14 protein-coding genes are annotated in these 14,363 nt (G+C 48.1%); 12 read left to right on the top strand and 2 right to left on the bottom strand.

Annotation, left to right across the window (positions count from 1 at the left end):
• Positions 1 to 168 precede the first annotated feature (168 nt).
• From ACTHTG_RS07670 to rplS, 9 genes are all read left to right on the top strand, one after another.
• Positions 169 to 525, top strand: coding sequence for a DUF2069 domain-containing protein (locus ACTHTG_RS07670; protein WP_049336736.1), 357 nt, complete (start codon positions 169 to 171; stop codon positions 523 to 525).
• Positions 522 to 2,354 (top strand): PglL family O-oligosaccharyltransferase, encoded by a 1,833-nt coding sequence (locus tag ACTHTG_RS07665; protein ID WP_070646197.1) that lies wholly within the window; start codon positions 522 to 524, stop codon positions 2,352 to 2,354. The genes ACTHTG_RS07670 and ACTHTG_RS07665 overlap by 4 nt, the downstream gene beginning before the upstream one ends.
• A gap of 206 nt (positions 2,355 to 2,560) precedes the next feature.
• A complete protein-coding gene (gene misR / locus ACTHTG_RS07660; protein ID WP_003748666.1) occupies positions 2,561 to 3,238 on the top strand; it encodes a two-component system response regulator MisR in 678 nt (225 codons plus the stop codon).
• A gap of 15 nt (positions 3,239 to 3,253) precedes the next feature.
• Complete coding sequence (locus ACTHTG_RS07655; protein ID WP_004519642.1) at positions 3,254 to 4,651, top strand: HAMP domain-containing sensor histidine kinase; 1,398 nt, start codon at positions 3,254 to 3,256, stop codon at positions 4,649 to 4,651.
• Between the two features lie 55 nt (positions 4,652 to 4,706).
• On the top strand, positions 4,707 to 7,103 hold the full coding sequence (locus ACTHTG_RS07650) for a bifunctional acetate--CoA ligase family protein/GNAT family N-acetyltransferase (protein WP_049336739.1): 2,397 nt from the start codon (positions 4,707 to 4,709) through the stop codon (positions 7,101 to 7,103).
• A gap of 75 nt (positions 7,104 to 7,178) precedes the next feature.
• Positions 7,179 to 7,427 (top strand): 30S ribosomal protein S16, encoded by a 249-nt coding sequence (gene rpsP / locus ACTHTG_RS07645; protein WP_003684452.1) that lies wholly within the window; start codon positions 7,179 to 7,181, stop codon positions 7,425 to 7,427.
• A 15-nt stretch (positions 7,428 to 7,442) separates the two neighbouring features.
• Positions 7,443 to 7,952 (top strand): ribosome maturation factor RimM, encoded by a 510-nt coding sequence (gene rimM, locus ACTHTG_RS07640; protein WP_049336741.1) that lies wholly within the window; start codon positions 7,443 to 7,445, stop codon positions 7,950 to 7,952.
• The gene (gene trmD, locus ACTHTG_RS07635; RefSeq protein ID WP_049336742.1) at positions 7,952 to 8,701 is read left to right on the top strand and encodes a tRNA (guanosine(37)-N1)-methyltransferase TrmD; all 750 of its coding nucleotides are present in this window, start codon (positions 7,952 to 7,954) and stop codon (positions 8,699 to 8,701) included. The genes rimM and trmD overlap by 1 nt, the downstream gene beginning before the upstream one ends.
• A gap of 14 nt (positions 8,702 to 8,715) precedes the next feature.
• Entirely contained in the window at positions 8,716 to 9,081 is a 366-nt protein-coding gene (gene rplS / locus ACTHTG_RS07630) for a 50S ribosomal protein L19 (protein WP_003679470.1), read from the top strand.
• 211 nt (positions 9,082 to 9,292) lie between these two features.
• Here rplS and ACTHTG_RS07625 read toward each other — a convergent pair whose 3' ends face one another.
• A complete protein-coding gene (locus tag ACTHTG_RS07625; protein ID WP_049336743.1) occupies positions 9,293 to 10,702 on the bottom strand; it encodes a PepSY-associated TM helix domain-containing protein in 1,410 nt (469 codons plus the stop codon).
• A gap of 343 nt (positions 10,703 to 11,045) precedes the next feature.
• Between ACTHTG_RS07625 and greA the strand changes: the two genes are divergently transcribed.
• Together greA and ACTHTG_RS07615 are read left to right on the top strand one after the other, a co-directional pair.
• Positions 11,046 to 11,522 (top strand): transcription elongation factor GreA, encoded by a 477-nt coding sequence (gene greA / locus ACTHTG_RS07620; RefSeq protein ID WP_039862094.1) that lies wholly within the window; start codon positions 11,046 to 11,048, stop codon positions 11,520 to 11,522.
• Between the two features lie 98 nt (positions 11,523 to 11,620).
• Positions 11,621 to 12,049, top strand: coding sequence for a DUF4149 domain-containing protein (locus ACTHTG_RS07615; RefSeq protein ID WP_049336750.1), 429 nt, complete (start codon positions 11,621 to 11,623; stop codon positions 12,047 to 12,049).
• A 134-nt stretch (positions 12,050 to 12,183) separates the two neighbouring features.
• Here ACTHTG_RS07615 and ACTHTG_RS07610 read toward each other — a convergent pair whose 3' ends face one another.
• The gene (locus ACTHTG_RS07610; protein WP_049336752.1) at positions 12,184 to 12,945 is read right to left on the bottom strand and encodes an OmpA family protein; all 762 of its coding nucleotides are present in this window, start codon (positions 12,943 to 12,945) and stop codon (positions 12,184 to 12,186) included.
• Between the two features lie 442 nt (positions 12,946 to 13,387).
• Between ACTHTG_RS07610 and ACTHTG_RS07605 the strand changes: the two genes are divergently transcribed.
• Entirely contained in the window at positions 13,388 to 14,338 is a 951-nt protein-coding gene (locus ACTHTG_RS07605) for a CysB family HTH-type transcriptional regulator (RefSeq protein WP_049336754.1), read from the top strand.
• The last annotated feature ends 25 nt before the right edge of the window (positions 14,339 to 14,363 follow it).

Genomic DNA, 14,363 nt, shown 5'->3' with positions numbered 1-14,363 from the left:
TTATTAAATATATATATTAATAAGACTATAAAACAAGATAAAGTTTCATTCGTTTGAAAAAAACAATAAATCCTTTCTTCAGTACCTTTAAGCAATATTCTTGGCTTATCCCGCCTTTTTAGCGGTATAATTTTAAGTTTTCCAGTACGGCTTTACGCCCTCAATATTGTGAACAATACACGCTCCCCATTACCTTATCTTGCAACTTCCATAAGCCTTATCCTGCTGATTCTGCTTTCCTTGTCATGGGAATTGTGGATCGCGCCATTGCGCGAAGGCGGCTCATGGCTGGCACTGAAAGCCCTGCCGCTGTGCCTGCCGTTGACCGGCATTTTGAAAAAACGCATCTACACTTATCAATACAGCTCCATGCTGATTCTGATTTACTTTGCCGAAGCCTGTATGCGCCTGGCAGACACAGCCGTCGCCAGCCGGATTTGCGCCGCCGTTTCCGTATTATTGTGTATTGCCTTTTTCCTCGGCTGCCTTGCATTTATCAAACAACAAAAACACACATCAAAATGACCTACCACACACTTTCAGACGGCCTGACTGAATCTTCAGTGAAAACCTTTTGGCCTTTATGGCTCAGTTTTCTTTGGATTTGCGCCGTCCCTTTTCTCTCACTCTACCGAGTCGGCCCACTGCCCAGCTTTTATTTGGAAGCCATCTCACTGAGCGGCTCATTGGTACTGACATTGATTAGCGCACACAAAGGCCTGCTGAATATCCGCCTTCCTGCACTCAGTATCGGCTTGTTTGCCATGGCCGTATTTTGGTCGCTCCAAGCGCGCCTCATGCATTCGATCTACCCCGGCATGAGTGACATCACCGCCTGGACATTTGTCATTTTGGCACTGGGCGCATGGTCGGTGCGGGGCTGGGTAGCAGCTTACGGACAGGAACGCGTCGTCAGCATCTTTGCTTGGTCTTTATTGATAGGTGCAACCATACAGGCTGCCATCGTCTGGCTGCAATTTAAAGGCTGGTCCAACGTAGAGTGGTTGAACGGCATCATTGCCCGAAGCAACGGCACCGTAAACGGCCAACTCGGCCAACGAAACCATTTGGGACATTATTTAATGTGGGGCATTTTGGCGGCATCCTATTTATGGACGGCGCGCAAAATGTCCAATGCAGCAGGTTTTCTGTTCGTATTGGCTTTGACTGCGACCCTCGGCCTTGTCAACTCGCGCACCATCTTAGGCTACATTGCCGCCCTATTCCTGATTACGCCGTTATGGTTTTGGCGTACCCGTTTCCAACACAAACGCGCACTGTGCATTTTCCTTCTGACCGCCATCCTGGCCGCCGCTTTCCAATTCGGTATGGGCAGCCTGTTGGATTTGTTTGGCAACATCAAATACGAAACCGCTGTCGAACGCGCAGGCACCAGCGGTTTTGAAGGCTCCATGCGCCAAATCGAATGGAGCAAGGCATGGATTGCTTTTCAATCCGCACCTTGGTTCGGTCACGGCTGGAACAGTTTTGCCCAGCAAACCTTCCTGATCAATGCCCAACAACAATACTTCCCCAACAATATCCTTGGCGTACTGTTTACCCATTCGCACAATATCGTCATGCAGTTATTGTCCGAAATGGGCATTGCCGGCACCTTGCTTGCAACCTTAACCCTGCTTGCAGCCGTATGGCGACTGTTGGGCCGCAACCAAACGCCGGCTTCCCTGTTTTTACTAACCGCCGCCGCCGTCAGCCTCTGCCACAGCATGCTCGAATATCCACTTTGGTATATTTATTTCCTCACCGTATTCAGCCTGATTCTGTCGCTGACACCTTCTTATCCAAAAGATGTTTCAGACGGCCCTTTATCTACTCAAATCAGGCAGTGGGCAGGCGGTATAGCCGCTTTATCGATCTTAATCGGCATGGCAAACCTCAGCTGGGAATATCAAAATCTGACCCAATATAGCCGTGTAGGGAAAACCGACGATCCGCAAACAGTCCAAAACAAAATCGACGGCTTGCAGCAGCTTTCCAAAGAAAGCCCCATGCTTGCCTATTACGCCGATTTAAGTTTGAGCAAACGTGCAGACCCGACCGATGCCTACATCCGCCCATGGGCGGAAGAGGCCGCACTCAAAGCCCTGACCTACCGCCCCTACTCCAACGCCTATCAAGTCGGCCTCTACCTCTACCGACAAGGCAAAAAAGAAGAAGGTGCGCAATGGATGCAGGCAGTGCAATATTATTATCCCTATATGATGTATTTCTACGCCGACAAAATACGCAGCCATCCGGTATTCGCCCCTCTGCTGCCCAAACTTTTGTCCGATTGCAAAGATTTCATCAATGCACCGAAACACCAAACTGCCAAATCATGTGATAAACCCTAAACAAAACTCACTCAATTGTCAGTTTGTCCTTACAGGCCGTCTGAAAATGTAAAGAGCGACAAGTTTCTATGCAAAAAAGCGCAAAAGCACAGAAAATTACGCTATCAACAAAAGCAGATTGCATGTTAAGATTGAACACAACTCTATTTTAAGCGCCGTACTGCCATTTAGTACCGCGGCGCATACAATCACGAAAAGGAAATTCCATGAGTCGCGTATTACTCGTAGATGACGATGCCCTCTTGACCGAATTGCTGACCGAATACCTGACTGCCGAAGGCCTCAACGTTCATAGCGTTCCCGACGGCGAAGCCGGCGTTCAAGAAATTCTGACCGGACAATACGATGTCGTCGTATTAGACTCCATGATGCCTAAAATGAACGGTTTGGACGTACTGAAAAACGTACGCACCCAAAGCACCGTGCCCATCATCATGCTGACCGCGAAAGGCGACGACATCGACCGCATTATCGGTCTGGAAATGGGTGCGGACGATTACGTACCGAAACCATGCACACCGCGCGAACTCTTGGCCCGCATCAACGCCATCCTGCGCCGTGCGCAACACAGCAACGAACAAAACAACGCGCCTAACAGCATTTCTGTCAGCGACGTCGTTTTGTACCCGGCCAAACGCCAAGCCAGCATCAAAGACACTCCGCTCGAGTTGACCAGCACCGAATTCAACCTGCTCGAAGTTTTGATGCGCCACGCCGGACAAGTCGTCAGCAAAGAGACCCTGTCTATCGAGGCACTCGACCGCAAACTGGCTAAATTTGACCGCAGCATCGACGTACACATCTCCAGCATCCGCCACAAATTGGGCGATGCTTCCCTGATTCAAACTGTACGTGGCTTAGGCTACCTGTTTGTTAAAAACTAAAGATTAAACAGATCAATGAAACTGTTTCAACGCATCTTCGCCACATTTTGCGCAGTCATCGTCTGCGCAATCTTTGTGGCGAGTTTTTCATTTTGGCTGGTGCAAAACACCCTCGCCGAAAACCAATTCAACCAACGCCGCACCATCGAAACCACATTGATGAGCAGCATCATCTCCGCGTTTAACTCGCGCGGAGACAGCGGTGCGCGTGAAATTCTTTCGGAATGGAAAAACAATCCTGTTTCCAATGCCGTTTATGTGATTACCGGCGACGATAAAAAAGATATTTTAGGCCGCAATATCGACAGCCTGTCCATCGAACGCGCCCGCATCTTTGCCATCAACAATCCCGAATCCGATTTAGCCCACATCGAATACGACCGTTTCGGCGAAGAATACCTCTTCTTCATTAAAGGCTGGGACAATCATCAAGCCCAACGCCTACCTAGCCCACTCTTCATTCCCGGCCTGCCGCTTTCGCCTATTTGGCACGAATTTATTATTCTGTCTTTCATCATCATCGTCGGCCTGCTGATGGCATACATCCTTGCCAACAACATTACCAAGCCTATCAAAATTCTTGGCGGCGGCATGGACAGAGTAGCCAACGGCGAACTCGAAACCCGCATTTCCCAACAAGTTGACGACCGTGACGACGAATTGTCCCACCTTGCCGTGCAGTTCGATAAAATGGCCGAGAAACTTGAAAAACTTGTTGCCAAAGAGCGCCACCTGCTCCACCATGTTTCTCATGAAATGCGCTCGCCACTGGCGCGTATGCAGGCGATTGTCGGCCTGATTCAATCTCAGCCGCAAAAACAAGAGCAATACCTCAAGCGACTTGAAGGCGAACTGGTGCGCATGGATACTCTGGTCGGTGAATTGTTGACCCTATCCCGCTTGGAAACTTCCAATATTCCTTTGGAAAAAGAAAACCTCAAACTCGTTCCGTTCTTAACCAACTTGATTGAGGACAACCAAAGCATTGCCCACCAAAACAACCAAAGCGTTACCCTGAGCATTGACCCAAAAATCCCCGAAAATGCCGTGGTCAGCGCCAACGAAGGCTATCTATACCGCGCCTTTGACAACGTTATCCGTAATGCCATCAATTACAGTCCGGAAGGCAGCACCATTCAAACCCATATCGGACAAGACGGCAAACACTGGATTATCGATGTGACCGACAACGGTCCGGGTGTCGATGAAATGCAGCTTCCGCATATCTTCACTGCCTTTTATCGCGCCGACTCCAGCGCGCACAAGCCCGGTACAGGTTTAGGGCTTGCATTGACACAGCACATTATGGAACAGCACTGCGGTAAAATCATTGCTGAAAATGTCAAACCCAACGGCCTGAGGATGCGTTTTATCCTTCCCAAAAAGAAAGCCGGAGACAAAAAAGAAGTCTAAAAATAAGGCCGTCTGAAACTTTTCAGACGGCCAAAAACACAAATAAGGAACCATCATGAGCGCAACCGTCCAAACCGGCTCCGGCTACTTCTTCATGCCTGAACACATCATCCTCGTCGGCGCCAGCGAACGTCCGCACAGCCTTGGCGAACGCATTTTCAGCCACCTGCTCGGTTCCTCATATCAAGGCAAAATCACCCCCGTCAATCTTCGACACAGCAGTGTAGCAGGCATTCCCTCCTACTCCAGCCTCAGCAAAATCCCGGGACAAGCCGATTTGGTTGTTGCCGTTATCCCGCCCGACCATTACGACTCGCTGTTCAAAGCCTGCCGTAAAAAAGACCTGCACCACATTATTCTGATTCAAGATTGGGAAAACCTACCGCCCGAATCCTGCAAAAACGCCCGTTCCACCATTCAAAAACATCACGGCGATGAATTGAACATCACCGTATGCAACAGCGCAGGCATCCAACTTCCCTCACTCAACCTCAACATCAGCACCCAAACCGACTATCCGGCCGGCCATATCGCATTACTCACCGGCCACAGCACCGTCAGCCGCAACATCAACCACCTGCTGAACACGCTGCATCAAGGCGTATCGCGCCACATCAGCCTCAACTATGATCTAAGCCCTACTACATCGGCCGACTGGCTCAACCGCTTCGGCCACAACCGCCATACTAAAGTTGCCGTGATCCACTACAATCCGGCCGAAAACCAACGCGAGCTGTTCAGTGCCATCCGCCACTTTACACGCCACACTCCGCTTATCCTATTGTCTACACACTACACCGACGACACAGACAAAGCCATCCTGCGCAGCCTCAGCCGCCATTGCAATTTCCAACCGGTATTCAATAACGCCGAACTGGAAGCAGCCCTAAAAGCCTACCTTTCCGGCATTCCCGTCATTACCCATCCCACCATTCTGTCCGATACGCCGATAGAATGGCTGCGCACTACCGCCAATGCCTGCGAATTGACCCTCGACCTCCCAACCGATGCACCATCCATCCGACAAGGCTGCATCGGCAGCAACCCTACGCCTGCACGCATCCACCGCTTGGCACTCGAACAATTACAAAATCCGCATACTCAAGCCCTACTTGGCATTATTTCGCCAGATACGCCGGACGCATACAGTATTCATCAAACTCTGGATAATTTGGCACAAAAAACCAGCAAGCCCATTCTCGTCAGCTATTGTTTTTCAGACGGCCTGACTCGGTTTAACACACCGGAAGAAGCCTTGCTGACACTTTATTTCCGCAATCAAACAGCCTATTTGCAACAGGTGCAAAATACCCCTGCGCCAGCCAAAACAGGCCGTCTGAAAACACCTAAAAGCAAAAGTATCGATAAAGCCATTGCATCCGGCCAAACCGAACTGATGGCGGAAGCCCTATACCTGCCTCCGTGCCAAACCCAAAAACACAATGCCGTCCAATTCCGGTTCAGCCGCCATGCCATTTACGGCAATATCCTTACCGCCCATTACAACGGCAAAACCGAAGCCACATTACCTCCCTTTACCACGCTTGATATCCAGCGTTTAAGCCAATTTGCAGAACTCGACAACACTTCCGTTCTCAATCAGTTCCTGCATTCCCTAAACACGCTTATCCGCAACAACCAGCATATCGGCGACATTATCCTCAACTACAACGGCAGCCAATACAGCAGCACCATCATTCCCGAAATTGTGGAAAAACCAGCCGCGCCGACAACCAAAATCCCCAAAAAAGCCGTCCAAACCTTAGAACAAGCTGCAGCAAAAATGCAAAGCGCCGCCGCCTACCTCCAACAAAAAAATCCGGTCGCAGCCGAATTCCTACGCAACACCGGCGAAGCCGCTTCCGAACTGCTGCACCCTAAAACCGAAACGCCCGAGATACAAAACGTACTCGCACCCTATCCGAGCCAAACCGATACCTTTATCCTGCCCGACGGCAACACACTGCACATCCGCGCACTAGAACCTGAAGATGCCGAAGCCAAACAAAAATTTGTCCGCCAATTACCCGCGGCCGACCGCTATACGCGCTTCATGACCCATACCAACGAGTTACCGCTGCCCACACTCGCACGGCTGACCCGTCCCGATTTCCATACCGAATGCGCATGGGCAGCCTTCGCTTCAGACGGCCGTATCGTCGCAGTTAGCCGTTACAGCCGCATCAATCGTAATGAGTGCGAGTTCGGCATTACTTTAGCACCTGAAACACGCAAAACCGGCTTGGCTGGCAAAATGATGAGCCTCATTATCCAAACTGCCACACAGCAAGGTTATCAAATCATGAATGCGGAAATCCTCAAAGAAAACACCCCAATGCTCAAACTCGCTGAAAAATCAGGATTTACCGTCACCCCGTCGGAAACCGACCGCGGACTGTATCAAGCCAGCCTCGATTTGAACGAATGGCAAAACAGCAACAAAAACAAATAAAAACTTGCATAACCCGTGTGAAATATCCTAAAATTAGCGGTTTCTATATATCCGCATTTTTCAAAAGGACTCAAAATGGTAGTTATCCGTTTGGCTCGCGGCGGCTCAAAACACCGCCCTTTCTTCAACGTAGTCGTAACTGACTCTCGCAACCGTCGTGACGGCCGCTTCATCGAGCGCGTAGGTTTCTACAACCCCGTTGCCAACGAAAAACAAGAACGCGTACGTTTCGACGCAGACCGCATCAACCACTGGGTTGCTCAAGGCGCGAAAGTTAGCGATGCAGTTGCCAAACTGATTAAAGAGCAAAAAATCGCTGCTTAATCAGCCGAAACGACCATGACAGACACTCAAAAACGGGTAGCCATGGGCTACATCAAAGGCGTATTCGGCATTAAAGGCTGGCTTAAAATTGCTGCCAATACCGAATATACCGACAGCCTGCTGGACTACCCCGAGTGGCAGTTGTGCAAGGATGGCAAAACCCTGAATGTTGTGCTTGAGGCAGGTAAAATTGTCAATGGCGAACTTCAGGTCAAATTTGAAGGTATAGACGATCGCGACCAAGCATTTGCCTTGCGCGGCTATACCATCGAAATCCCCAGAGAGTCATTCGCCCCTACTGAGGAAGACGAATACTACTGGGCAGATTTAGTCGGCATGACCGTCATCAACAAAGAAAACATCGTCCTCGGCCAAGTCAGCAACCTGATGGAAACCGGTGCAAATGATGTTTTGATGATTAAAGGCGAACATGGACAAATCCTGATTCCCTTTGTCTCCAACTATATCGAATCTGTCGATACCGACAGCAAAACCATTATCGCCGACTGGGGTTTGGACTACTGATGCTGATCCAAGCCATCACCATTTTCCCAGAGATGTTCGACAGCATTGTCAAATATGGCGTTACAGGCAGAGCAAGAAAACAAAATCTTTGGCAGTTTCAAGCCATCAATCCCCGAAAATTTGCCGACAACAAACTCGGTTATATTGATGATCGCCCCTTCGGAGGTGGTCCGGGAATGATTATGATGGCGCCGCCGCTTCAAGCAGCAATTGAAGAAGCCAAAGCAAACTCGCAAAAACCTGCCAAAGTAATTTATCTCAGTCCGCAAGGTCAGTCGCTGACACATAAAAAGGCCGCAGATCTTGCCGAACTGCCCCATCTTATTCTTCTATGCGGACGCTATGAAGGCATAGATGAAAGACTATTGCAAAGCAGTGTGGACGAAGAAATCAGCATTGGCGACTTTGTCGTCTCAGGTGGCGAATTACCCGCCATGATGTTGATGGATGCTGTCTTAAGATTGGTTCCGGGCGTATTGGGCGATATACAGTCAGCCGAACAAGACTCGTTTTCAGACGGCCTTTTAGACTGTCCTCATTACACCAAACCCGTAGAATTCCAAGGCATGACAGTTCCTGATGTCTTACGCTCAGGGAATCATGGCTTGATTGCCGAGTGGCGATTGAAACAATCACTGCGACGCACTTTAGAGCGCCGACCCGATTTATTGGAAAAGCGCAGTTTAATCCCAAAGGAATCCCGCCTCTTAAAAGAAATCTTGCAAGAGCAACAGGAAATCCAATCATAACTTAGGAAAAACAAATGAACTTGATTCAACAATTAGAGCAAGAAGAAATCGCTCGCTTGAACAAAGAAATCCCTGAATTCGCTCCAGGCGACACCGTTGTCGTATCTGTACGCGTAGTTGAGGGTTCTCGCAGCCGTCTGCAAGCATACGAAGGTGTTGTTATCGCTCGCCGCAACCGTGGCCTGAACAGCAACTTCATCGTTCGCAAAATCTCTAGCGGCGAAGGTGTAGAACGTACTTTCCAACTGTACTCTCCTACCGTAGAAAAAATCGAAGTTAAACGCCGTGGTGACGTACGTCGCGCCAAACTGTACTACTTGCGCGGCCTGACCGGTAAAGCAGCTCGCATTAAAGAAAAATTGCCTGCTCGCAAAGGTTAAAGCCTTCATCAAAAACCCACTTCAATGAAGTGGGTTTTTTGTTTTTATACAAGAACGCCTTGTCTTTCTTACACAATCCTGTAAGCCAATCACAATTCCCATCTCACGCATAAACTTAAACAGAATTATAACTCCCCCTGCTTCTTTTAACCTTTATAACAAAGGCCGTCTGAAACAAAAGATGCAGACGGCCTTTAATCACATCAGACGGTTATTTAAACCATCTTGCCAATGCTGGGATACGCGACAACAACAGTGTATCCAAAATCCAAATAACAGCGATTGCAGCAATGGCCGTTGGAAAAATCACAGCCAAAATCAGAAGTGGCACAGCCATTGCCCACCATACCGGAAATTTAATTTTCTGTGCAGGAGGAACTAAACCTCGCGCTTCCGAAGGGCGGCGTTTCCACCACATTACACAACCGCTGACACAGATAAAGATAATCGCCAGGCAGAACAAGACATTTGCCAATACGCTCCACCAGCCCAGCGTACCCATATGCAAAGCAATGCTTGCCGCCATGAATTTACCAAACCAGTTGTAATCATCGAAATGAATATCAGCCAGGATTTTGCCACTGTATTGATCAATGTGTACCGTACGATCCGCAGTCGGACTAATCATATCGTAGCTCATTGAGTCTTGCGACAGCGTCCATACACCGGTCTCACCCTTAGGCAAATTAAGCTGATAGCGACCTTTAAAGCCAATTTCGCGCGCAAAGCGGTCAACCGTCTCCAACGTCATCGGCTCACTCGGATTAATGCCGTTTTCGCCCATTGTCGTACCGGAAACCGGCATAGGCGTCAGCTCCAAAATCCACGGCACTTCTTTGGATTTACCGTCGTTCAGCACATCACCATGGGTTGATACGGAAGATACAGGATTAGGCTCCACGCCCCATTTACCCGTAGGAAATTGACTCCACGCTTGAACCACTTTACCACCCCAAATACCTGCCCAAGCAACGCCCGACAGACAGAACAGCAATAAAATCAAAGAAACCCAAGAGCCAAATGCACCGTGCAGGTTGCGCCACCAAGAACGACCTTTGCCTGCTTTAGGTAAAAAAACAGCCTTCAGACTACGCTGTTTTACCCACCACAAATAAATACCGGTCACAATCATGATGATGGTTAGCGACGCAGCGGTTTCCAACAGGTAGTCCCCTGTCGCCCCAATCATAATATCGCCGTGGATTTCATCCATCGTGTGATACCAGCCTTGACCGCGCGGCATCGTGTTCACGACTTTTGCCGTATAGGGATCAACGGCAACCATAGTGGCTTTATCGTCATTGTTCACGCGGAATACGGCAACCATATCATCTGTGCGCGGCGCAATATACTGCACCACAGAGGAAGTTTCCGGATTCACAAACTGTCTGGCAGCTTCAGCCTGAGCCGACAAAGGCTGAACCACTGCCTGAGGCGTAACATGTATGCGCTCGCCTTCTTTACCGGTAATATTGGCAAATAGCAGCATTCCCAACCCTGTAACAGCCAGCAGGGTTAAAAACGGCGCAACCAAAAGTCCGGCATAAAAATGCCATCGCCAAACAGTCAAATAACGGCGGTTAGCCTGTTGTTCATTTTGGGAAGTTGGTTTTGTTTCCATATATTCTCTTTATATAGTCAAAGCAGACTAATTATTACGAATTAGTATCAGGCATTTTAATCAAAAACATTCATTTAAGAAACCGTTTTTCCGATGCAGCTTTGAAATACTTCAATATTTAGTTTTCAGGCCGTCTGAAAAACAAAATAGACAGAAAACAACACTTTACTGAAAATCCGTTTTAATTATTGCGGTTTCGGCAGAATTTGGTAGAATACAGGCATTACTTATTTATTCATCAAGCCGCCAAGCTTTGGCGGCTTGTATTTTTATTTCCAATCCGGCTACCGCGCGTGGCCGGATAAAATTTTAAAAGCATCATCATGCTTTCATGGAGAACTCAATGCAAAAAATCCCTTTGACCGTCCGTGGTGCAGAATTGTTGAAACAAGAACTTCAACACCTCAAAAGCGTAGCACGCCCAGAAGTCATTGAAGCCATCGCCGAAGCACGTTCACACGGCGACTTGTCTGAAAACGCAGAATACGAAGCCGCCAAAGAGCGTCAAGGCTTTATCGAAGGCCGCATTGCCGAGTTGGAACACAAACTCTCTATGGCGCACATCATCAACCCTGCCGAAATCCATGCAGAAGGCAAAATTGTGTTCGGCACAACTGTGACACTGGAAGATTTGGAAACCGAAGAACAAGTTACCTACCAAATCGTCGGTGAAGATGAAGCAGACATCAAAGAACACAAAATCTACGTTGGCTCCCCCATTGCCCGAGCCCTGATCGGCAAAGAAGAAGGCGACGTTGCAGAAGTTCAAGCACCCGGCGGCGTGCGTGAATATGACATCATTGCCGTGCAATATATTTAAATAAACAAAAGGCCGTCTGAAAACATTTTCAGACGGCCTTTTGCTGTACCTAAAAACACCATAATCAAAGAAAACGAAATCTTCCCAGGAGAAGCATAATGAATCTACTGTACAAAATTATCCAAACCGCTGCCGCCATGTGGCTTGGTATGCAGCTGACAGCAGGCTATGTTACTGCCCCTATCCTGTTCCGCATCCTGCCCAAAATGCTGGCAGGAGAAATCGCCGGCATTTTATTTGCCATCACAGCAATATGCGGATTAGCTATTTTTGGTGTAGCCTATGCCTTTTTCAGACGGCAACTTGCCTCCCTCTCTTGGTGGGTTTTGGTGCTTTGGCTACTCTTAGCCTGTAATCATCTTTTGGTTACGCCGGTTATCGAGGCACACAAGTACGGGCTGGATAACTGGCTCTTGTCTCTAGTAGGCGGTACATTCGGCATTTGGCATGGCTTATCCAGTATTATCTTTTTGATTTGTACGATACTGGCAGCCATCTGCGTATGGAAATGGCCCAAACCAAACTAATCTGTCTTAATAAAAGGCCGTCTGAAAAAAGTCTTTCAGACGGCCTTTTATTTTGAATCATAAATTCCCTGACTCTTCAAATATAAACCATAAAAAAATGCCCTGCATATTGCAGGGCATTTTTCACAAACCGATTAAGGTTTAGCGTAACCGTGAACGCCATTGTAAGGAGCTGGGATCCAACCTTCATCAGTAGCAGGCAATTCACCTTGACCTTCGATAGTTTGGCCTGGAGCAACTTGACGAGTAACAACGCTGCGGATTTTAACATCAACGCGACGGTCAGGTTCGATACAAGCGATAAGGGCAGCACGTTTCTTAGCTTTAGAAACTTTTTTACCCAGTTTAGCAACTTCAGCTTCACAAGTAGCAGTCATTTGAGCTTGAGACTCGCCCAGACCTACTGCAGAGATTTTGCTAGAAGCAACGCCACGGCCTACCAAGTAGTTAGCAACTACGTTGGCACGACGCTCAGACAGAGCTTGGTTGTATTCTTCAGAACCCATGAAGTCAGTGTGACCTTCAACACGTACAGTTTGTACGCTGTCGTTGCTCAGGCGTTGAGCCAAAGAATCCAAGTTTTCTTGAGCTTCAGGACGCAGGTTGTCTTTGTCGAAGCCGAACAGAGTTTTAGTAGACAGAGAAACAGTTTCATCAACATACTCAGGAGCTTGTTGTACAGGAGCAACTGCTTCGCGGTCACCACATTCAACACGGCCTTCGGTAGCTTTGTCGAAGTAGCTGTTTTTCCAGCATTCGCCGTAGTTGTTACGGACGATTTCTTGAGATTGGCTGCTTACGGTGTAACCGTGTTTGGTGTGCGCTTCGCTGGCCATAGCGGTGCCAGAGGCAACCAAGGCAACGAACAATGCGCTTAATTTCAGCTGTTTGGTCATTTTATTCCCTCATCAAATTGTTATGCGGCGGACTAGGAAAGCAACCGCTGCAAAGTACCAATATACAGGCCGCAGTATCAAAACAGCGGCAAATCGGATATATCAGGTTGCACTATAAAGAAGCGCAAGGCAAACTGTCAATACTCGATGCCTTCAAACAATCATGAAGTGCCTGCTTCCTAGTAGTTAATCATGCCGAAAAATCAATCTTGTGTCATTAATTTAGGGCAAAATCAGACAATTCACCTACCTAAAGTTGTACAAAAACAACAAAACCCCTTTCCCTCTTCTTTCCTGAATTTCCTGTTTTCATATCATTAAAAGATATTTTCATTAAAAACAACCATTTTCAAAACTCGGGGCAAAACTGGGCAAAATATGTTAAATTACATGCCGTTTGTCGCACAAAATCCACAATAACAACGTATTCGGTACTGCTACCATGAAACTGCAACAATTACGTTACGCCCTTGAAGTTTACCGGCACAATCTGAATGTCTCTGAAGCCGCCGATGCGCTTTTCACATCCCAGCCCGGCATTTCCAAACAAATCCGCCTGCTTGAAGAAGAATTGGGTATCCAAATTTTTATCCGCAGCGGCAAGCGTGTGGTTTCCGTTTCGCAACCGGGCAAAGCCGTGTTAGAAATTTCGGAACGAATTTTGCGCGATGTACAAAACATTAAAAATATCGGCAGCGAGTTTACCGATCATGACAGCGGTTCGCTGACCATCGCGACAACGCATACCCAGGCGCGTTATGCCTTGCCCAAAATCGTTGCGGAATTTGTCAAAAACTACCCTAAGGTCAATTTGACCATCAAACAAGGCAGCCCTTCTGCGATTGCGCAAATGGTCAGCAGCGGCGAAGCAGATTTAGCAATTATTACCGAACAGATTGATGATCATCCTGAGTTAGGCAAGCTGCCCTGCTACGAATGGAACCATGCCGTGATTGTTCCGCATGACCACCCTCTTTTGGACTGCCGCAATCCTTTAAGCCTTGAAGATTTGGCTTCTTTTCCGCTGGTTACTTACGAATTTGCTTTTAATTCCGGCAGCAGCATTGCGCGTACATTTAATAAAGCGCATATTGAGCAACCTGATGTTGCCTTATCGGCTGCCGATACAGATGTATTGAAGACGTATGTCCGCTTAGGCTTGGGCGTTGGTTTGATGGCCAAAATGGCGTACGATCCCGTTGTCGATCAAGATTTACAGCTTATTGATGCGGCACACTTATTTGAACCGTCGCCCACTTGGATAGCCTTACGCTCGGATACTTACCTGCGCGGTTACGCGTATGACTTTATCCAGATGTTTGCACCGAAACTGACCAGAGAAGTAGTCGACCGCATTCTGTACACGCCGGTTGTTGAAGATTTTTCAATTTAATACCTGACTATCACTTGCGTAACTT

Source organism: Neisseria sp. P0017.S009, assembly GCF_051957375.1.
Taxonomy (GTDB): Bacteria; Pseudomonadota; Gammaproteobacteria; order Burkholderiales; family Neisseriaceae; genus Neisseria; species Neisseria perflava.
The sequence above is the reverse complement of the archived record's forward strand: the minus strand, read 5'-3'. Positions and strand labels throughout refer to the sequence as shown.